General features: G+C 70.1%; 16 protein-coding genes. 10 read left to right on the top strand and 6 right to left on the bottom strand.

Annotated elements, in window-relative coordinates; genetic code table 11:
• The first annotated feature begins 106 nt into the window (after nucleotides 1–106).
• The 4 genes from tig to clpX all read left to right on the top strand — a co-directional run bounded on the left by tig (nucleotide 107) and on the right by clpX (nucleotide 4,463).
• Nucleotides 107–1,471 (top strand): trigger factor, encoded by a 1,365-nt coding sequence (gene tig / locus AB0H54_RS24375; protein ID WP_218721480.1) that lies wholly within the window; start codon nucleotides 107–109, stop codon nucleotides 1,469–1,471.
• A gap of 187 nt (nucleotides 1,472–1,658) precedes the next feature.
• Nucleotides 1,659–2,234 (top strand): ATP-dependent Clp protease proteolytic subunit, encoded by a 576-nt coding sequence (locus AB0H54_RS24370; RefSeq protein ID WP_030202569.1) that lies wholly within the window; start codon nucleotides 1,659–1,661, stop codon nucleotides 2,232–2,234.
• Between the two features lie 42 nt (nucleotides 2,235–2,276).
• The gene (locus AB0H54_RS24365; protein WP_218721479.1) at nucleotides 2,277–2,942 is read left to right on the top strand and encodes an ATP-dependent Clp protease proteolytic subunit; all 666 of its coding nucleotides are present in this window, start codon (nucleotides 2,277–2,279) and stop codon (nucleotides 2,940–2,942) included.
• A 240-nt stretch (nucleotides 2,943–3,182) separates the two neighbouring features.
• A complete protein-coding gene (gene clpX, locus AB0H54_RS24360; RefSeq protein ID WP_218721478.1) occupies nucleotides 3,183–4,463 on the top strand; it encodes an ATP-dependent Clp protease ATP-binding subunit ClpX in 1,281 nt (426 codons plus the stop codon).
• 76 nt (nucleotides 4,464–4,539) lie between these two features.
• On the opposite strand, the gene AB0H54_RS24355 is transcribed toward clpX, so the two are convergent.
• Together AB0H54_RS24355 and AB0H54_RS24350 are read right to left on the bottom strand one after the other, a co-directional pair.
• A complete protein-coding gene (locus AB0H54_RS24355) occupies nucleotides 4,540–5,349 on the bottom strand; it encodes a hypothetical protein (RefSeq protein WP_357348097.1) in 810 nt (269 codons plus the stop codon).
• Nucleotides 5,350–5,639: 290 nt separating this feature from the next.
• Nucleotides 5,640–5,822, bottom strand: a complete 183-nt coding sequence (locus AB0H54_RS24350; RefSeq protein ID WP_357348095.1) for a hypothetical protein — start codon at nucleotides 5,820–5,822, stop codon at nucleotides 5,640–5,642.
• Nucleotides 5,823–6,001: 179 nt separating this feature from the next.
• Here AB0H54_RS24350 and mihF point away from each other — a divergent pair, with 179 nt between their 5' ends.
• Nucleotides 6,002–6,316, top strand: coding sequence for an integration host factor, actinobacterial type (gene mihF / locus AB0H54_RS24345; protein WP_019045768.1), 315 nt, complete (start codon nucleotides 6,002–6,004; stop codon nucleotides 6,314–6,316).
• Between the two features lie 79 nt (nucleotides 6,317–6,395).
• Here the strand turns inward: mihF and AB0H54_RS24340 are convergent, their stop codons facing one another.
• Entirely contained in the window at nucleotides 6,396–7,592 is a 1,197-nt protein-coding gene (locus AB0H54_RS24340; RefSeq protein ID WP_357348093.1) for an FHA domain-containing protein, read from the bottom strand.
• Nucleotides 7,593–7,867: 275 nt separating this feature from the next.
• On the opposite strand from AB0H54_RS24340, the gene AB0H54_RS24335 reads away from it, so the two are divergent.
• Both AB0H54_RS24335 and AB0H54_RS24330 read left to right on the top strand, forming a co-directional pair.
• Nucleotides 7,868–8,545: a TetR/AcrR family transcriptional regulator gene (locus AB0H54_RS24335; RefSeq protein WP_355277103.1), complete on the top strand. Its 678-nt coding sequence runs from the start codon at nucleotides 7,868–7,870 to the stop codon at nucleotides 8,543–8,545.
• Nucleotides 8,542–9,117 (top strand): GNAT family N-acetyltransferase, encoded by a 576-nt coding sequence (locus tag AB0H54_RS24330; RefSeq protein WP_357348091.1) that lies wholly within the window; start codon nucleotides 8,542–8,544, stop codon nucleotides 9,115–9,117. Before AB0H54_RS24335 ends, AB0H54_RS24330 begins: the two co-directional genes overlap by 4 nt.
• Before the next feature lie 359 nt (nucleotides 9,118–9,476).
• Here AB0H54_RS24330 and AB0H54_RS24325 read toward each other — a convergent pair whose 3' ends face one another.
• Complete coding sequence (locus tag AB0H54_RS24325) at nucleotides 9,477–11,024, bottom strand: glycerol-3-phosphate dehydrogenase/oxidase (protein WP_357348089.1); 1,548 nt, start codon at nucleotides 11,022–11,024, stop codon at nucleotides 9,477–9,479.
• Nucleotides 11,014–11,634 (bottom strand): helix-turn-helix domain-containing protein, encoded by a 621-nt coding sequence (locus AB0H54_RS24320; protein WP_316573868.1) that lies wholly within the window; start codon nucleotides 11,632–11,634, stop codon nucleotides 11,014–11,016. Before AB0H54_RS24320 ends, AB0H54_RS24325 begins: the two co-directional genes overlap by 11 nt.
• A 193-nt stretch (nucleotides 11,635–11,827) precedes the next feature.
• Between AB0H54_RS24320 and AB0H54_RS24315 the strand changes: the two genes are divergently transcribed.
• Both AB0H54_RS24315 and AB0H54_RS24310 read left to right on the top strand, forming a co-directional pair.
• A complete protein-coding gene (locus AB0H54_RS24315) occupies nucleotides 11,828–13,456 on the top strand; it encodes an FAD-binding oxidoreductase (RefSeq protein WP_357348087.1) in 1,629 nt (542 codons plus the stop codon).
• Nucleotides 13,457–13,532: 76 nt separating this feature from the next.
• Complete coding sequence (locus AB0H54_RS24310; RefSeq protein WP_357348085.1) at nucleotides 13,533–14,483, top strand: YegS/Rv2252/BmrU family lipid kinase; 951 nt, start codon at nucleotides 13,533–13,535, stop codon at nucleotides 14,481–14,483.
• Nucleotides 14,484–14,546: 63 nt separating this feature from the next.
• Here AB0H54_RS24310 and AB0H54_RS24305 read toward each other — a convergent pair whose 3' ends face one another.
• Nucleotides 14,547–15,248 (bottom strand): AAA family ATPase, encoded by a 702-nt coding sequence (locus tag AB0H54_RS24305; protein ID WP_357348083.1) that lies wholly within the window; start codon nucleotides 15,246–15,248, stop codon nucleotides 14,547–14,549.
• Between the two features lie 310 nt (nucleotides 15,249–15,558).
• Between AB0H54_RS24305 and AB0H54_RS24300 the strand changes: the two genes are divergently transcribed.
• A complete protein-coding gene (locus AB0H54_RS24300) occupies nucleotides 15,559–18,237 on the top strand; it encodes a valine--tRNA ligase (RefSeq protein ID WP_357348081.1) in 2,679 nt (892 codons plus the stop codon).
• Nucleotides 18,238–18,290 lie beyond the last annotated feature (53 nt).

Below are 18,290 nucleotides of genomic sequence, written 5' to 3'. Positions count from 1 at the left end.
CGCGAAGGCGGTCAACTACCCTGGTCGGGATGCGTTCGTCGCACCGATTCATGGCGCGACGTCCCATGCGGGGACACCACTGAACTACGAACCAAGGAGCATGTCCGTGAAGAGCACCGTCGAGCAGCTGAGCCCGACCCGGGTCCGGATCAACGTCGAGGTGCCCTTCGAGGAGCTGAAGCCCGACTTCGACAAGGCGTACAAGGCGCTGGCCCAGCAGGTCCGCATCCCCGGCTTCCGTCCGGGCAAGGCTCCGGCCAAGCTGATCGAGACCCGTGTCGGCCGTGGCGCCGTGCTGGAGCAGGTCGTCAACGACGCGCTGCCGGGTCGCTACGCCGAGGCCGTGCAGTCCGCCGAGGTGAAGGTCATCGGCCAGCCCGAGATCGAGATCACCAAGATCGAGGACGGCGAAGAGCTGGCGTTCACCGCCGAGGTCGACGTGCGCCCCGAGATCGCGCTGCCGGACTACTCGGGCCTCGAGGTCACCGTCGACGCGTTCACCATCGAGGACGCCGACATCGAGCAGCAGCTCACCTCGCTGCGTCAGCGTTTCGGCACCCTGACCGGTGTCGAGCGCGCCGTGCAGGACGGCGACTTCGTCTCGATCGACCTGTCGGCCACCGTCGACGGCGAGGACGTGCCGGAGGCGGCCACCACCGGCCTGTCGCACGAGGTCGGTTCGGGTCAGCTGATCGAGGGCCTCGACGAGGCGATCACCGGTCTGTCGGCCGGCGAGTCGAAGGAGTTCACCTCCACCCTGGTCGCCGGCGAGCACGCCGGTAAGGAAGCCGTCATCACCGTCACCGTGCAGTCGGTGAAGGAGCGCGAGCTGCCCGAGGCCGACGACGAGTTCGCCCAGCTGGCCAGCGAATTCGACACCATCGACGAGCTCAAGGAAGACCTGAAGGGCCGCGTCGAGCGCGTCAAGAAGGTCGAGCAGGCCGGTCAGATCCGCGACAAGGTGCTCGACACCCTGCTCGAGACCGTCGAGGTCCCGCTGCCCGAGGCCGTCGTCAAGGCCGAGGTCGACGCGGTGCTGCACGACGCCGTCCACGGCTTCGACCACGACGAGGCCAAGCTGGCCGAGGCGCTCGAGGCGCAGGGCTCCTCCCGCGAGGAGTTCGACAAGGACACCCAGGAAGCCGCCGAGAAGTCGGTGAAGACCCAGCTGCTGCTCGACGCCATCGCCGAGGCCGAGAACACCCAGGTCGGCCAGCAGGAGCTGACCGAGCGAATCCTGTTCCAGGCCCAGCGCTACGGCATGTCGCCGGAGCAGTTCATCCAGCAGGTGCAGCAGGCCGGTCAGCTGGGCGCGGTGTTCGCCGACGTCCGTCGTGGCAAGGCGCTGGCCGGTGTCGTCGGCCAGGTGAAGGTCACCGACTCCGAGGGCAACGTGGTGGACACCACCGAAATGTTCGGTGACCCCGCGGATTCCGCCGAGACCGAGCAGGTCGAGGCCGCCGCCGAATAAGTTTTGTGATGCCGGTGTGACCGGTACCCCACACGGGGTGCTTGGATTGCGCTGTGAGCGAAGAAGGGCGGTACCGGGAGTTCGGTGCCGCCCTGCTTCGTTACTGTTTGTGACGACGAACCGTATGGCCGTAGCAATCGGTGAGAAGAGAAGGCAGGTATCCGTGACAATCAACCAGGCAGGGGTCATGACAGCCGCTACTGCTGGTCTCAACCTCAGTGATTCGGTGTACGAGCGGCTGCTGCGCGAGCGCATCATCTTCCTCGGCACGCAGGTCGACGATGACATCGCGAACAAGCTGTGCGCGCAGATCCTGCTGCTCTCGGCCGAGGATCCGACCAAGGACATCTCGCTCTACATCAACTCCCCGGGTGGCTCGGTCACCGCGGGTATGGCCATCTACGACACGATGCAGTTCGCCGAGTGCGACATCAAGACCGTCGCGATGGGCCTGGCCGCGTCGATGGGGCAGTTCCTGCTGACCGCGGGCACCAAGGGCAAGCGTTTCGCGCTGCCGCACACCCGGATCATGATGCACCAGCCGTCGGCGGGCATCGGTGGTTCGGCGGCCGACATCGCGATCATGGCCGAGCAGTTCGCCCACACCAAGCGCGAGCTCAACGAGCTGCAGTCGCTGCACACCGGCAAGTCGGTGGAGCAGGTGACCGAGGACGCGGACCGCGACCGCTGGTTCACGGCGAAGGAAGCCCTCGAATACGGCTTCATCGACCACGTGGTCACCCACGCGAACCAGGCGAAGTAACGCCGCCGTCCCCCCTCACTCGAGACAAGCTTGGAGATAAAGATGGCCAACCTCTTCGACCCGCGCGCCGGACATGGCGGCTCCGCTGCGGGCCTCCCGCAGGCGCGCTACATCCTGCCGCAGTTCACCGAGCAGACCTCGTTCGGTGTCAAGACGTCGGACCCGTACAACAAGCTCTTCGAGGAGCGCATCATCTTCCTGGGCAACCAGGTCGACGACGTCTCGGCGAACGACATCATGGCGCAGCTGCTGGTGCTGGAGTCCCAGGACCCCGACCGCGACATCACCATGTACATCAACTCGCCCGGTGGCTCGTTCACCGCGCTGATGGCGATCTACGACACCATGCAGTACGTCCGCCCCGACGTGGTGACGGTGTGCCTGGGTCAGGCCGCCTCGGCCGCCGCGGTGCTGCTGGCCGCCGGTGCGCCCGGTAAGCGCGCCGCGCTGCCCAACGCGCGCATCCTGATCCACCAGCCGTCCTCGGGCGGCGTGCAGGGCCAGGTGTCCGACCTCGAGATCGCCGCGGCCGAGATCGAGCGGATGCGCCGCCTGATGGAGGTCACCATCTCGCGCCACACCGGCAAGTCCGAGGAGCAGGTCCGCAAGGACACCGACCGCGACAAGATCCTGACGGCCGAGGAGGCCAAGGAATACGGCATCGTCGACCAGGTCTTCGATTACCGGAAGCTCAGCGGACAGAAGTGACACGCCCGGGCCCGTCGCCCGATCTGGGCGGCGGGCCCATCTTTTTTCGACCGTGGGCCTCACAATGGTGAGAACCCGCACAACGCTTCACAGAAACATGCGCGAGTTGTCGACCTCTCTCGCGCACACCAGGTACGGTCGACTCAGGGACCACTGCTCTGATTGACGGCACCGAAACGTATTTCCGGCCCAATCGGGGGACGACGGTCGCACTCGGACAAGGAAGTAGGGACCTACGAGATGGCGCGCATCGGAGACGGCGGCGATCTGCTCAAGTGCTCGTTCTGCGGAAAGAGCCAGAAGCAGGTCAAGAAGCTCATTGCGGGCCCCGGGGTCTATATCTGCGACGAGTGCATCGACCTCTGCAACGAGATCATCGAGGAAGAGCTGGCCGAGTCGAGCGAGGTCAAGCTCGACGAGCTGCCCAAGCCGTCGGAGATCCGGGACTTCCTGGAGAACTACGTCATCGGGCAGGACACGGCCAAGCGCACCCTCGCGGTCGCGGTCTACAACCACTACAAGCGCATCCAGGCCGGCGACAAGGGCCGCGACAGCCGCGGTGAGACCGTCGAGCTGGCCAAGTCGAACATCCTGATGCTCGGCCCCACCGGCTGCGGTAAGACCTACCTCGCGCAGACGCTGGCGAAGATGCTGAACGTGCCGTTCGCCATCGCCGACGCCACCGCGCTCACCGAGGCGGGCTACGTCGGTGAGGACGTCGAGAACATCCTGCTGAAGCTCATCCAGGCCGCCGACTACGACGTCAAGCGCGCCGAGACCGGCATCATCTACATCGACGAGGTCGACAAGATCGCCCGCAAGAGCGAGAACCCGTCGATCACCCGCGATGTCTCCGGTGAGGGCGTGCAGCAGGCGCTGCTGAAGATCCTGGAGGGCACTCAGGCGAGTGTGCCGCCGCAGGGCGGTCGCAAGCACCCGCACCAGGAGTTCATCCAGATCGACACCACCAACGTGCTGTTCATCGTGGCGGGCGCGTTCGCGGGCCTGGAGAAGATCATCTCCGACCGCACCGGACACCGCGGCATCGGCTTCGGCGCCGAGGTCCGCTCCAAGGCCGAGGTCGACACCGACGACCACTTCGCCGACGTGATGCCCGAGGACCTGATCAAGTTCGGCCTGATCCCCGAGTTCATCGGCCGCCTGCCGGTCGTCGCCTCGGTGACCAACCTGGACAAGGAATCGCTGGTCAAGATCCTCTCGGAGCCGAAGAACGCGCTGGTCAAGCAGTACGTGCGGCTGTTCGAGATGGACGGCGTCGACCTCGAGTTCACCACCGACGCCCTCGAAGCCGTCGCCGACCAGGCGATCCTGCGCGGCACCGGTGCCCGTGGCCTGCGCGCCATCATGGAGGAAGTCCTGCTCCCGGTGATGTACGACATCCCCGGCCGCGACGACGTCGCCAAAGTGGTCGTGAACGCCGACACCGTCACCGAGAACGTCCTCCCGACGATCGTCCCGCGCAAGACCCAGCGCACCGAGCGCCGCGAGAAGTCGGCGTAGAGCCAACACAGCGCCATCGAAAGAGGGCCCCTGCTCCAGCTTGGAGCAGGGGCCCTCTTTTGGTGTGTGGTTGTCGCTAGCTCTCGCGGAAGGCGGGCGCCGCGGAGAGGAGGTCCTCGGCGTCGTCGGAGGGGATCTCGGCGGAGGCGCGGGCGATGGCGGTGCTGTAGCGGGCGCTGGCGGCGTTGTGGATCATCAGGGCCACGCCGATCATGACCGGGGCCACGGCGTGGACGGCGGCGTCGTACCAGTGCTTGGCGCTCAGGTGGGGATAGGTGTTGAGGGCGATGGTGAGCGAGAGCAGGAACAGTTCCGCGACCAGCACCTGGGTGCGGTTGCCCATCACGCCCCACTCGGCCACCCGGGTGGTGCCGATCATGATGATGACCAGGCAGACGCTGATCATGGCCTCCAGGCCGAAGCTGGCCCAGTAGAGCGGGTCGCTCGGGCCGCCGGGGGCGATGTTGTGCTGGACGTTCACCGCCGACCACAGCATGCCCGCGATGACCACGCCGGCCAGGGCGCGCAGCGACCAGGTGCGGTGCTGGTAGAGCGAGGCCAGCCGGGCGCGCGGGTTGGATTCGCGGCGCTGGGCGGCGATGGCCTTGCGGGCCAGCATCACGTCCGCCATCTCCGCCCGCTCCATCTCGGCGGTGGTCTCGCGCAGCCGATCGGCGTGCATGGACGCGGCCTTGATCTGCTTCCAGCGCTGGTCGCGCTCGTAGGTGCGGATCTTCTCGGCGAGCTCGCGCTCGGCGCGCAGTTCGTCTTCCGACAGTGCGTCGGTCAGGGCCGGATCGGACTGGTAGGCGATGCGCCGCCTGGCCCGTTCGACCCGGACAGGCAACGCAACGACCTCGTCATCGAGCGGGTGTTCCTCGCGCATCGCAACTCCAAGTAGCAAAGGGGTTCGCCGGGTCGCGTCATTCTTGCGCATGGAGCCGCGGAGAGCACAACCGCGGGCCGGATTTCTCGCCGACCCGCCGCTGCCGGAAACGTCTGGCGCACAACTGTGTAGCTGTCATCGCACGGTCACGGGGAGACGGTGACGACCGGTGACCGGTCGCGCCCGGGGTCGAGGAGCTTCGTTGATCCTCCGTGGTTCGCCGTTGAACCTTGGTCCCGTTTTGTGCTTCTGCTGGTGTTTCGTCGCAGCTGGGCGTGGTGTTACGTGGCTCACCCCGCGGAGAAATCGCCGTACTTCGGCGCCCCGTCGGCGCGGTGGCTCGCGATGAGCACGCCGGTGGTGGGGGCCGACCAGCCGCCGTGGGTGAAGCCGTCGACGGTGTCCTCCTGCGGCCCGCCGGGCGCCTGGTAGACGCCGTCGATGGTGAGGAACTGGGTCAGGGAGAGCTCCATGGCGCCGATCCTTTCGTCCGTTTCGTCCGTCTTGCAGGTCGTTCACCCATTACGACGGGCCCAGCACGCAAAACTCATCGGCGTATCCTCGCGGTGTGTCGGACTGGTGCTGCCGTTCGGTTGCTGTTTACTCGGTCCGTCAATCAGATGTTCGAGTGACGAGTGGAAGCGGAGGAGACATGGCACTGCCTACGATGACCGCCGAACAGCGCACCGAGGCGTTGGCCAAAGCGGCTGCCGTGCGCAAGGCGCGCTCGGAACTGATCGGCAAGGTGAAGGAGGGCAAGGTCACCGTCGCCGATCTGCTCAAGAAGGCCGACAGCGACGACCTGGTCAAGAAGACCAAGGTCGCCGCCGTGATCAAGGCGCTGCCGGGTGTCGGCCCGGTGAAGGCGGCCAAGCTGATGGATCAGGCCGAGATCCCCGAGGATCGCCGCATCGGCGGCCTCGGTGCTCGCCAGCGCGCGGCACTGCTGGACGCCCTCGAGGCCTGAGCCGAATCGCGGTCCGACGCCCGTGGACGCACAGCGTGCACACCACGGGCGTCGGGACAGTTCGGCCCGATGAGCTGGTTCAGACGCAGTAGGTCAGCAGGAAATCGTTGATGCGCAGGCGCCAGCCCGGTTGCAGTTCGATGGGCAGGGTGCCGACGCGCGACCAGCGTTCGGAGTCGGGGGCGGCGAAGAACGTACCGGAGGTGGCGGGGGCCTCCCGGACGAACACCTTGCCCCGGTCGGGGGCGACGAAGGCGTGGACCCGGGATACGAGCCGGTCGCGTTCGATCAGGATGGGGGTGGCGGCGGCGGCTCGCACCGATTCGTCGCCGGAGGGGTTACGGCCCAGGACATAGGGCCGATCCAGCGGATAGCTCAGCCCGTCCTCGGTGACGAGGGCGCCGCGCGAGCTGGTGGGATGCGGTCCGGACTTCCCCAGGGCGACGGGCTCGGCCCGTTTCGCCGCGTCCAGGGCCTGGGACCAGGCCAGCGGCGCGTTGGTGGCGGGGGAATTGCGCGGACCGGTGCTGACGGTCTCACCGTCGACGGTCGCCGGGCGCGAGCCCGTGCTCACCGTCTCGCCGTTGGGATCACCCACCTCGGGGGCGGCCACGAAACCGGTTGCCGGACCGGAGGATCCGGCCTCGGCGCTGGGGACGGCGAAACCCGCGGTCGCCGGTCTGGCCTCCCCGTTCTCGGTGTGACCCGCCGGTGTGCGCAGGGCGCGGAAGCCGGTGGCCTCGGTGGGCGGCGGCTCGTCGATCGCCTCGACCCGGCGCGGCGCTGGATTGCGGCGCCGTCCGAGGTTGAGCACGAATCCGTTGCCGGTGACGATGCCGGCCCGCAGGTCGGTGCGTGGATTGGCGCTGGTCGGGTCGGCCATCTCGGCGCCGACCGCGATCCGGCGGACGGGCTCGCGGATGATCTCGTCGACCCAGGTGAAGGCGCGGTCGCCGGCCAGGCGGCGGTTGCCCTCGGCGCCGGAGATCTCGGCGATCACCGCGCCGCGCAACAGGATCAGCATCCCGTCGGCGGTCGGGGCGAGGACGCCGAACGGCGGCGGGGCGGACGCGCCGCCGAAGACGACGCCGGCCAGTCGCTGGGCCAGCGCGGCACCGGGCGCGGAGGCCGCGGTGCTCATCGCGACGGTTTCGACCGCGCCGAGTAGTCGGTCGGTGGACGGGGTCTCACCCGCGAGATACATGACGACGTCGCCGAATCGGGCGACGATCCCGGTACCGGGCACGATGGCCACGGTAGACGAATGCGCGCGCATCAATGCCTCCTTGTCGGACTGGCCTTTGCCAGCATAGATCGAGTCGTCGCGTGCGGTTGCGGGATGTGGCCGCGAACAGTGGGCGAACAGGGGCCCACCTGCGGTTTCGCGGAAGGGAGTCGGGATCGATGCGGTACTGGCGCAGCGGTTTTCGGCAGGCCGGGCAACCCGTTCGCTCGGCGGGCGGGCACAGCGAGGCCCGCGGGAGTCGCCCATCGAGCCGTACGAACATTGTTCGTGTCAAACGTCGTTCGTCGCCCACGTATGATCGGCGCATGAACGCCGCACCCGTCAGCCGCCGGGCCCGACCGGCGAAGGCGCCGTTGAGCCGCGAGGTCGTCATCGAGACCGGTCTGCGCATCCTCGACAGCGACGGCCTGGCCGCGCTCACCATGCGCCGGGTCGCCCAGGAACTCGACACCGGCGCCGCGTCGCTCTACGTCTACGTCGCCAACCGCGACGATCTGATGACCGGCATGCTCGATCATGTCCTGTCCACCGTCACCACGCCCGCCGACGGCGACTGGCGTGCGCGCCTGACCGCCGTCGTCGAGCGCGCCATCGAGGTGCTCGGCAGGCACGAGGGGCTGGCACTGGTCGCGTTCGGCCGGATCCCGACCACCGAACACGCGCTCGGCCTGATCGAACAGCTGCTGGCGCTGCTGCGCGAGGGCGGCCTCGATCCGGCGACCGCCTCCTGGGCCGTCGACCTGATCCATCTGCACATCACCGCCGAGGCGGCCGAGCAGGCGGCCTACAACACCCAGGGCGGCACCGAGTCGGACTACCTCGCCGAGATCGGCGGGCGCTTCGCCGAACTGCCCGCCGAGCGCTACCCGACGATCGTCGCGCTGCGCGAGCAGATGCTCGCGGGCGACGGCGACGCGCGCGGCCGGTGGGCGCTGCGCGCCATGCTCAACGGCATCCTCGCCACCCCGGTGGACGCGCGGTGACCGGCGTCGACGAGTCGGGGATCGCCGAGCGACCGCGGGCGAGCGGCGGTCCCCTCCGGCCCGCGACCGAGGCCGAGATCCCGGTGCTGCAGGAGATCGAGCAGCGCGCAGGCGCCCCGTTCGCCGCGGTGGGCATGACCGCGGTCGCCGACGACGACCCGCCGCACGCCGACACCCTGCGCGACTACATCACCGCGGGGCGCGCCTGGGTCTGGCCCGACGACACCGGCCGCGCCATCGGCTACCTGGTGCTCGGCATGGTCGACGGCGAGCCGCACGTGGACCAGGTCTCGGTGGACCCGGCCCACGCCGGGCTGCGCATCGGCAAACGCCTGATCGACCACGCCGTCCGCTGGGCGAAAGAGCGTGGGCTGCGCGAGATCACCCTCACCACGTTCACCGAGGTCCCGTGGAACGGCCCGTACTACGAGCGGCTCGGGTTCACCTACATCCCGGCCGCCGACGAGACACCGGAGCTGCGCGCCATCCGCGCCGCCGAGAGCGCCCACGGCCTCGACGAATGGCCCCGCGCCTGCATGCGTGCCGACCTGGACACCTGGATCTACGGCTGACGGTCGCCCGGCCGCCGATGCGAGCGGCCGGGCGATCGGCGCAGGGGGGCTCGGTCCGCCGGACCAGCCGCGTCGCGCCGGGGTGGCAGTCGGTCGGACCGCTGTGCGAAGCCGCGCCCAGGTGGCAGTCGGTCGGACCGCTGTGCGAAGCCGCGCCCTGGTGGCAGTCGGTCGGTCCGTTGCGCGCAGCCGCGCCGGGGTAGCGGTCGGTCGCGCCAGTGCGCGCAGCCGTGCCGGGGTAGCGGTCGGTCCGTTGCGCGCAGCCGCGCCGGGGTAGCGGTCGGTCGCGCCAGTGCGCGCAGCCGCGCCGGGGTGGCGGTCGGTCGGGCCAGTGCGCGAAGCCGTGCAGGGCGGCGCGGTCAGCTGCCGACGACCGCCCTGGCGAAAGCGGCCTCGGCGGCGGGAGTGGCGGCGGCGCGGTCCTCGGGGACCAGGCCGATGCGGGTGCGGCGGTCGAGCAGGTCGTCGACGGTGAGGGCGCCCTCGTGGCTGATGGCGAAGTCGAATTCGGCGGCGGTGACATCGATTCCGGGGGCGACCGGCTCGCGCAGCGACGGGTCGGCCAGCCACGCCGAGACGATCCGGCCCGCTTCACTGCCGTAGCGCTCGATCAGGACCGGGGGCGCGTCGATGCGGTCGCGGGCCGCGCCGGCGACGGCGCCGACCAGGGGGAGCCTGGTCGTCCGGCAGGCCGAGGCGGGCAGCCCCGCGTGGTCGATGGCGGCGTCGACGGCGTCCTGCGCCATCTGGCGGTAGGTGGTGAGCTTGCCGCCGACGACGGTGATCAGGCCGTCGGGGGAGGTGAGGACCGCGTGCTCGCGGGAGATGTCGGCCGTGCTGTCGTCGGCGGTCTCGAGCAGCGGGCGCAGACCGGCGAAGCGGCCACGGATATCGGCGCGGGTCAACGGTTCCCGCAGCGCGGTGTTGATGGTGTCGAGCAGGAAGTCGATCTCGGATTCGGTGGGCTGCGGCTCGTCGGGGATCGGGCCCGGCGCCTCCTCGTCGGTGAGACCGAGGTAGACGCGGCCGTGCGCGGCGGGCAGCGCGAACACGAAGCGGCTGATGCTGCCGGGGACCGGCACCGTCAGCGCGGCGCTCAGGCCGCCGAACGCGGCGGCGTCGAACACCAGGTGGGTGCCGCGGCTGGGCCGCAGCTTGATGCTGTGGTCGACCTCGCCCGCCCACACACCGGTCGCGTTGATCACGGCGCGGGCCCGCACGGTCAGCGTCTCGCCGGTGATCGTGTCGCGCAGCTGGACCGAATCACCGCTCGCCGTCACGGCTTCCGCCCTGGTGAGCACGGTCGCGCCGTGGGCGGCCGCGGTGCGGGCCAGGGCGACGACCAGGCGCGCGTCGTCGACGAGCTGACCGTCCCAGGCCTGCAGGCCGCCGCGCAGGCCATCGCGGCGCACGGTCGGGGCCAGGCGCAGCGCCTCGGCGGCGGCGACGCGGCGGGAGCGGGGCAGGGTGTCGGCGGAGGTGCGGGCGGCGACGCGCAGCGCGTCACCGGCGGCGAAACCCGCGCGGATGAGCGAACTCTGGGACGCCTTGATGCCGGGCAGCAGCGGCACCAGCTGGGGCAGCGGGCGCACGAGATGCGGCGCGGTGGTGCGCAGCATGACGCCGCGCTCGACCGCGCTCTCGTGCGCGATGCCGACCCGCCCGCTCGCCAGGTAGCGCAGGCCGCCGTGCACCAGCTTCGAACTCCAGCGGCTGGTGCCGAACGCGAAGTCGGTGCGCTCGATGAGCAGCGTGCGCAGTCCGCGGGAGGCGGCGTCGAGCGCGACGCCGGCGCCGGTCACGCCGCCGCCGATCACCAGGACGTCGACCTCGGGGCGATCGCCCAGCGCGGTCAGGTCGGCGGTGCGGCGGGTCGCGTTCAGGGCGGCCTTCGAATCAGGAGTCATCACAGTCCTTGTCGCGAGGAGGGAGCAGGTAACCCTCGATCGCCCTCGACAGCTCCGCGTCGAACTGCGCACCGGCCAGCAGCGGCTCCACCGTGCCCGCGGACTGCACCGCGGACTGGGTGATGAGCAGCAGCATGGTCGCCATCTGCTCGGCATCGCCCGCCCGGATCGAACCGTCGTCGTGGCCGAGCCGGATCGCGGTCGCGAACAGCTCGATCAGCGTGCGCTGGTTGCGCCCCAGCCTGCCGAACACATAGGTGAGCATGAGGTCGGTGTCGGTCCGGAAGATCTTGGCGAACACCGCGTTCGCCCGGATCGCGGCCGCACCGGCGACGATGCCGCGCACCAGCCGATCCCGGCCGAGGCCGATCTCGGGCATGGTCTCGCCGACGATCGTGCGTAACTCACGGACCAGGAGCTCGGCGATCAGCGACCCGGTGTCGGGCCAGCGCCGGTACACCGTCGGCCTGCTGACCCCGGCGCGGCGCGCCACCTCGGTGAGCGTGGTGCGACGGACACCGAAATCGACGACACAGGCGCGCGTGGCATCGAGGATCGCCACGTCGGTGGGCGAGAGTTGCTCGTCCGCGTTGGTTGCGATGTCGATCATCGTGCTTCACCCCGGTGTGTTCGGCGGCGCCGGAAGGGGCGCCGTGGTCGAGCTGGAACGCTCAAGGGTATCGAGCGGGCCAGCGGGGTCGGTGTCGTGAATGCGGGGCAGTGACATCCGACAGCGATCGGATGTCGACTCGAGGACATATCGTACTGGTTACTGCTTGACACTATATGTCAGAATGTAACGCATGGTCGAGACGCAACCCGAAAATTCCGGTGCCGCCACCCTGCCGCCGAGTATGGTGTGGGACGCCTGGGGTGTCCCCGCTGGACACCAGCCCCTGTCGGCGCAGATCCGCGGCCTGCTCGCGCAGGTGTTCGGCATCTCGGGCGAGCCGGTGGCGCGTCGCGACGAGGGCGACGTGCCGCTGCGCCCCGCCGCCCTCACCGACGCCGACCGCGCCGGGATCGCCGCTATCGTCGGTGACGAAAATCTCAGTACCGAGAATGTCGCCCGGCTGCGTCACGCGGGCGGCAAGAGCACCCCCGATCTGCTCCGGCGCCGGGCCACCGGCCCGCAGGACGCGCCGGACGCCATCGTCTTCCCGGCCGATCACGCGCAGGTCCTCGCGCTGCTGGCCTACTGCTCCGAGCACGCCGTCGCGGTCGTCCCGTTCGGCGGCGGCACCAGCGTGGTCGGTGGCGTCGACCCGGTGCGCGGGCAGTTCGACACCGTCATCGCGCTGGATCTGCGCAGGCTCGACACCCTCACCGGCGTCGACCCGGTGAGCGGGCTCGCCACGCTCGGCGCCGGCGTCACCGGTCCGCAGGCCGAGAAGCTGCTCGGCGCGCACGGGCTGTCGCTGGGGCACTTCCCGCAGAGCTTCGAATTCGCCACCATCGGCGGGTTCGCCGCGACCAGGTCGTCCGGTCAGGCCTCGGCGGGCTACGGCCGCTTCGACGACATGGTCGAGCGCCTGGTCGTCGCCACTCCGCAGGGCACCGTGGAACTCGGGCGCGCGCCCGCCTCGGCCGCCGGGCCGGACCTGCGGGAGCTGTTCGTGGGTTCCGAGGGCACCCTGGGCATCATCACCTCGGTCACGCTGCGCGTGCACCCGGTCCCGGCGACCACGGCCTACCAGGCCTGGTCGTTCCCCGACTTCGCCACCGGCGCCGCCGCGCTGCGCACCCTGGTGCAGACCGGCGCCGCGCCGACCGTGCTTCGCCTGTCCGACGAGGCCGAGACCGGGCTGAACCTGGCCCGCTCCGGGGACATCGGCGGCGCGCCGGTCACCGGCTGCCTGGCCATCACCACCTACGAGGGCACCGAGGCGCACGTCGCCGCCCGCGCGCTGGAGGCGAGCGGGCTGCTCACCGCCGCCGGTGGCACCGCGCTGGGTGAGGCGCCGGCCCAGCAGTGGGAGCACGGCCGCTTCGCCGCGCCGTACCTGCGGGACGCGCTGCTCGACGTCGGCGTGCTGTGCGAGACCCTGGAGACCGCGACCACCTGGGCGAACCTGTCGAACCTGAAGACCAAGGTGACCGGGGCGCTGATGGATTCGCTCGGCGCGCAGGGCACGCCCGCCCTGGTGATGTGCCACATCTCGCACACCTACCCGACCGGCGCCTCGCTGTACTTCACCATCGTCGCCAAGCAGCTCGACGATCCGATCGCGCAGTGGCGGATCGCCAAGTCGGCGGTCGGCGACGCGATCATCGCCGCGGGCGGCACCATCACCCATCACCACGCCGTCGGCGCCGACCACCGTCCGTGGATGCAGTCGGAGATCGGTGACCTGGGTGTTCGTGTCTTGCGCGCGGTGAAGCGGGAACTCGACCCCGCCGGCGTGCTGAATCCTGGAAAGCTGGTGCCGTGAGGGAGTCTCGGCGAGTGATCCAGAACCGTCGCGCGCGGTCGCGCACGACGGCGCCGAGTCCCGGTGAGGTGGAGTCGTGAGTGAACTCGCGGTGCGACGCGTGCTCGTCGTCACCAATCCGCATTCGGGCGCGGGCCGGGGCGACGGCGTCGCCGAGGCCGTGCTGGAGCGGTTGCTGGCGCAGGGCGTCGAGGTGGCCGAGGTCCGCGCGCCCAGCGCGGCCGAATCCGTCGAGCAGGTCAGGGCGGCGGTGACCAGCGAGCTCCGCAGGCCCGACGCGGTGCTCTGCGTCGGCGGCGACGGGCTGATGAACGTGCTGCTGGCCGCGGTCGCGCACAGCACGGTGCCGCTGGGCCTCGTCCCCGCGGGCACCGGCAACGACCTGGCCAGGGAACTCGGCATCCCCACCGGTAACCCGGAGGCGGCCACCGACATCGTGCTGCGCGGGCGGGTCCGCCACATCGACCTCGGCCGGATCGAGTCGACGTACGCGACACCCACCTGGTTCGCCACCGTCGTCGGCACCGGGTTCGACGCGCGGGTCACCCTGCGCGCCAACAAGATGCGCTACCCGCGCGGGCCGCTGCGCTACACCGTGGCCGCGGTGGCCGAGCTGATGCGCGGCTACACGCTGCCGTTCACGATCGAGCTGTCGGGCCTGGCGCCCGGCGCGCTCGACAACCCCGAGGGCGAGCACACGGTCGTGCACACCGACGCCGTGATGGCCCCGATGGGCAACACCCGCACCTACGGCGGCGGCATGCTGGTCTGCCCGGAGGCGGTCGCCGACGACGGCTACCTCGACATCACCGTGGTCGGCGCGGTCTCCCGGCTGGAGATGGCCCGGCTGCTGCCCGCGCTGTCGGCGGGCAAGCGCATCGATCATCCGTCGACCAAGCGCTACCGCGCCCGGCGGATCACCGTGAGCGCCGACGGCGGTTATGCCACCGCTGACGGCGAGCCCGCCGGGATGCTGCCGGTCACCGTGCAGGCGATGCCGGGCGCGCTGACGGTACTGGTGCCCTGAGGCGACGCCGCCCGCGCGCCGTGCCGGGCGTGGCGCCGTGCCGAGCGCGGGTCGGCGGCCGGCTCAGGCGGCGTCGAAGGTGACGCGGGCGACCGTGCTCAGGGTCGGGCGGTCGACGATCACCACCGACGCCGAGTCCAGCGGTGACGGCGACACCAGGAGCGGTCCCTCGCCGCGTGCGCCCAGGTCGCGCATCATGTGTTCCCACCGGCGGCAGTGCGCGGTGAACGCCACCCCGTTGACCCGCCTGCCCCGGGTGATCTGCCCGTCCCTGGCCTGCGTCGCGGGCACATCGATCAGCACCATGTGCAGTTCCCGGCGACCCTCGCGGGCCCAGCGCGCGATCAGCTTGCGGCTCCAGCCGAAGGTGGCGCAGTCGTGGATGGCGACCGGTCCCTCGGCGGTGTGCAGCGCGGCGCGGATGGCGCGGTAGTGCGCCAGGTGCACCAGGGGTCGCCACAGCGGGTACGGCAGCAGGCCGAGCCGATGCCGGAGCCGGTTGCGGGTGTGGTTGGAATCGAGCACCAGCGCGCCCGAGGCCGTGCGCACCGGCTGCTCGGCTTCCGGTCCGGCGGCGAAGAAGCGGTGTAGCGCAGTGGATTTGCCCGCGCCGGGCACACCGGCGAAGACCAGCACGCTGGCGGCGGGGTAGTGGAGCTCGTCGACCTCGCCCGCGCGCAGGTCGAGCAGCGCGGCGGGCCGGACGGTCCGGGTGCGCGCGGCGCGGGGCGGGGGAGAGGCGGCGGAATCGAGCGGGGGCGTCACCCTCTCCAGAATCCGCGAAAACGGACAATTCGGCAATCCGGGATTACCCGGATCTTCGCCGGAGCCGGTTGGCTCACAACAACTTCCGCGTGTCGTTGTGGCCGGGGGACAAAAGTTACTCGCGCGGCAACCTGAAGCTGAGAATTGCCTATGGATTCCCCGGGGCACCGCGAATCGCCGGTAGTATCACAGGGGTAGACGGAGTCTTCGGTGTCCCTCATCCACCGAAGATTCCGTCTCTGTTTTTCTCCGGGGCCGACCGCCGGAGGTGGTGGTAAGTCGCCGAGGCGGCGCCCCTTAGGATTGGGGCGTGACCAGCGCAGCCCCAGACAACTCGCGTAATCGTGCCGATGCCCTGCCCAAGAGCTGGAACCCCAGCGAGGTAGAGGCCGACCTGTACGAGGGCTGGGTAGCCGCCGGATACTTCGGCGCCGACGCGACCAGCGGCAAGCCCGCCTACTCGATCGTGCTGCCGCCGCCGAACGTCACCGGCACCCTGCACATGGGCCACGCCCTCGACCACACCCTCATGGACACCCTCACCCGCCGCAAGCGGATGCAGGGCTACGAGGTGCTGTGGCTGCCCGGCATGGACCACGCCGGCATCGCCACCCAGACCGTGGTGGAGAAGCAGCTGGCTGTCGACGGCAAGACCAAAGAGGACTTCGGCCGCGAGCTGTTCATCGACAAGGTCTGGGACTGGAAGCGCGAATCCGGTGGCGCGATCCAGGCGCAGATGCGCCGCCTCGGTGACGGCGTCGACTGGAGCCGCGACCGTTTCACCATGGACGAGGGCCTCTCGCGCGCCGTCCGCACCATCTTCAAGAAGATGTACGACGCGGGCCTGATCTACCGGGCCGAGCGGCTGGTGAACTGGTCGCCGGTGCTCAAGACCGGCATCTCCGACCTCGAGGTGGACTACAAGGACGTCGACGGCGAGCTCGTCTCGCTGCGCTACGGCTCGCTCGACGACAACGAGCCGCACGTCGTGGTGGCCACCACCCGGGTGGAGACGATGCTCGGCGACACCGCCGTGGCCGTGCACCCCGACGATCCGCGCTACGCCGCGATGATCGGCAGCACCGTCTACCACCCGATCACCGGCACCCAGATCCCGATCATCGCCGACGACTACGTCGACCCTGAGTTCGGCACCGGCGCGGTGAAGATCACCCCCGCGCACGACCCCAACGACTTCGAGATGGGCCTGCGGCACAACCTGCCGATGCCGACGATCATGGACGAGGGCGGCCGGATCACCGGCACCGGAACCGAATTCGACGGCATGGACCGCTTCGAGGCACGGGTGAAGGTGCGCGAGCGCCTCCAGTCCGAGGGCCGCGTTGTCGCCGAGAAGCGGCCCTACGCGCACAGCGTCGGCCACTCCGAGCGCTCCGGTGAGCCGATCGAGCCGCGCCTGTCGATGCAGTGGTGGGTCAAGGTCGAATCGCTGGCCAAGGCCGCCGGCGACGCCGTGCGCGAGGGCGACGTGAAGATCCATCCGGCCAGCCAGGAGCCGCGCTGGTTCGACTGGGTCGACAACATGCACGACTGGTGCATCTCGCGCCAGCTGTGGTGGGGTCACCGCATCCCGATCTGGTACGGCCCCGAGGGCGAGATCGTCTGCCTCGGCCCCGACGAGGAAGCCCCCGAGGGCTGGGTGCAGGACCCGGACGTCCTCGACACCTGGTTCTCCTCGGGCCTGTGGCCGTTCTCCACGATGGGCTGGCCCGACGCCACCCCGGAGCTGGCCAAGTTCTATCCGACCAGCGTGCTCGTCACCGGCTACGACATCCTGTTCTTCTGGGTGGCCCGGATGATGATGTTCGGCATGTTCGTCAGCGACGACCCGGTGCTCACCGTCGGCAAGGGCGGCCAGAAGCAGGTGCCGTTCGAGGACGTCTTCCTGCACGGCCTGATCCGCGACCAGTTCGGCAAGAAGATGTCGAAGTCGCGCGGCAACGGCATCGACCCGCTGGACTGGATCAACTCCTACGGCGCCGACGCGCTGCGCTTCACCCTGGCCCGCGGCGCTCAGCCGGGTGGCGACCTCTCGGTCGGCGAACCGCATGCGCTGGCCTCGCGCAGCTTCGTCACCAAGCTGTTCAACGCCACCAAGTTCGCGCTGATGAACGGTGCCCGCTCGGGTGAGCTGCCGCCGCGCGAGACGCTGACCGACACCGACCGCTGGATCGTCGACCGGCTCGACGAGGTGCGCGCCGAAGTCGACGCCGCCTTCGACGCCTACGAGTTCGGCAAGGCCTGCGAGGCGCTCTACCACTTCGCCTGGGACGAGCTGTGCGACTGGTACCTGGAGCTGTCCAAGGTCCAGTTCGCCGAGTCCGACGCGCGCGCCGAGAGCACCGCGGTGGTGCTCGGCACGGTGCTCGACGCGGTGCTGCGCCTGCTGCACCCGGTGATCCCGTTCGTCACCGAGACCCTGTGGAAGGCGCTGACCGGCGGTGAGTCGGTGGTCGTCGCCCCGTGGCCGACCGCGAGCGGTGTGGCCACCGACACCGTGGCCGCGCAGCGGGTCGCCGACGCGCAGCGCCTGATCACCGAGATCCGCCGCTTCCGCAGCGACCAGGGCCTGGCCGACAAGCAGAAGGTGAAGGCCACGCTGGTCGGCCTGGACGAGGCCGGACTCGGCGGTTTCGCCGGCTCGGTGGCCAACCTGGCCCGGCTGACCGAACCCGGCGACGATTTCGCCACCACCGCCGAGGTGCAGGTGCGCCTGTCCGGCGCGACGGTCACCGTGCAGCTCGACACCTCCGGCGCGATCGACCTCGACGCCGAACGCCGCAGGCTGGAGAAGGATCTCGCGGTCGCGCAGAAGGACCTCGACACCACAACGGCCAAGCTGGGCAACGAGGCGTTCCTGGCCAAGGCGCCGCAGCAGGTCGTCGACAAGATCACCGGCCGCCGGGATGTGGCCGCGGCCGAAGTCGCGCGCATCGGTGCCCGGCTGGCGGAGCTGAGCGGCAAGTGAACGACGAGCCGGAGCCGCAGTACGAAGCCGACGACCACCGCCCGGCTCCGCTC

Origin of the sequence: Nocardia sp. NPDC050718, from assembly GCF_040654235.1 — a bacterium.
Taxonomy (GTDB): domain Bacteria; phylum Actinomycetota; class Actinomycetes; order Mycobacteriales; family Mycobacteriaceae; genus Nocardia.
Note: the sequence above shows the minus strand (reverse complement) of the source record. Positions and strands in the feature narration are given on the sequence as shown.

Coding starts and splice junctions, on each gene's coding strand:
- AB0H54_RS24355 (WP_357348097.1), bottom strand. CDS start 5,349: ATGCGCGAGGAACACCCGCTCGATGACGAGGTCGTTGCGTTGCCTGTC.
- AB0H54_RS24350 (WP_357348095.1), bottom strand. CDS start 5,822: ATGGAGCTCTCCCTGACCCAGTTCCTCACCATCGACGGCGTCTACCAG.
- clpX (WP_218721478.1), top strand. CDS start 3,183: ATGGCGCGCATCGGAGACGGCGGCGATCTGCTCAAGTGCTCGTTCTGC.
- AB0H54_RS24370 (WP_030202569.1), top strand. CDS start 1,659: ATGACAGCCGCTACTGCTGGTCTCAACCTCAGTGATTCGGTGTACGAG.
- AB0H54_RS24335 (WP_355277103.1), top strand. CDS start 7,868: ATGAACGCCGCACCCGTCAGCCGCCGGGCCCGACCGGCGAAGGCGCCG.
- mihF (WP_019045768.1), top strand. CDS start 6,002: ATGGCACTGCCTACGATGACCGCCGAACAGCGCACCGAGGCGTTGGCC.
- AB0H54_RS24365 (WP_218721479.1), top strand. CDS start 2,277: ATGGCCAACCTCTTCGACCCGCGCGCCGGACATGGCGGCTCCGCTGCG.
- AB0H54_RS24315 (WP_357348087.1), top strand. CDS start 11,828: ATGGTCGAGACGCAACCCGAAAATTCCGGTGCCGCCACCCTGCCGCCG.
- AB0H54_RS24320 (WP_316573868.1), bottom strand. CDS start 11,634: ATGATCGACATCGCAACCAACGCGGACGAGCAACTCTCGCCCACCGAC.
- AB0H54_RS24325 (WP_357348089.1), bottom strand. CDS start 11,024: ATGACTCCTGATTCGAAGGCCGCCCTGAACGCGACCCGCCGCACCGCC.
- AB0H54_RS24340 (WP_357348093.1), bottom strand. CDS start 7,592: ATGCGCGCGCATTCGTCTACCGTGGCCATCGTGCCCGGTACCGGGATC.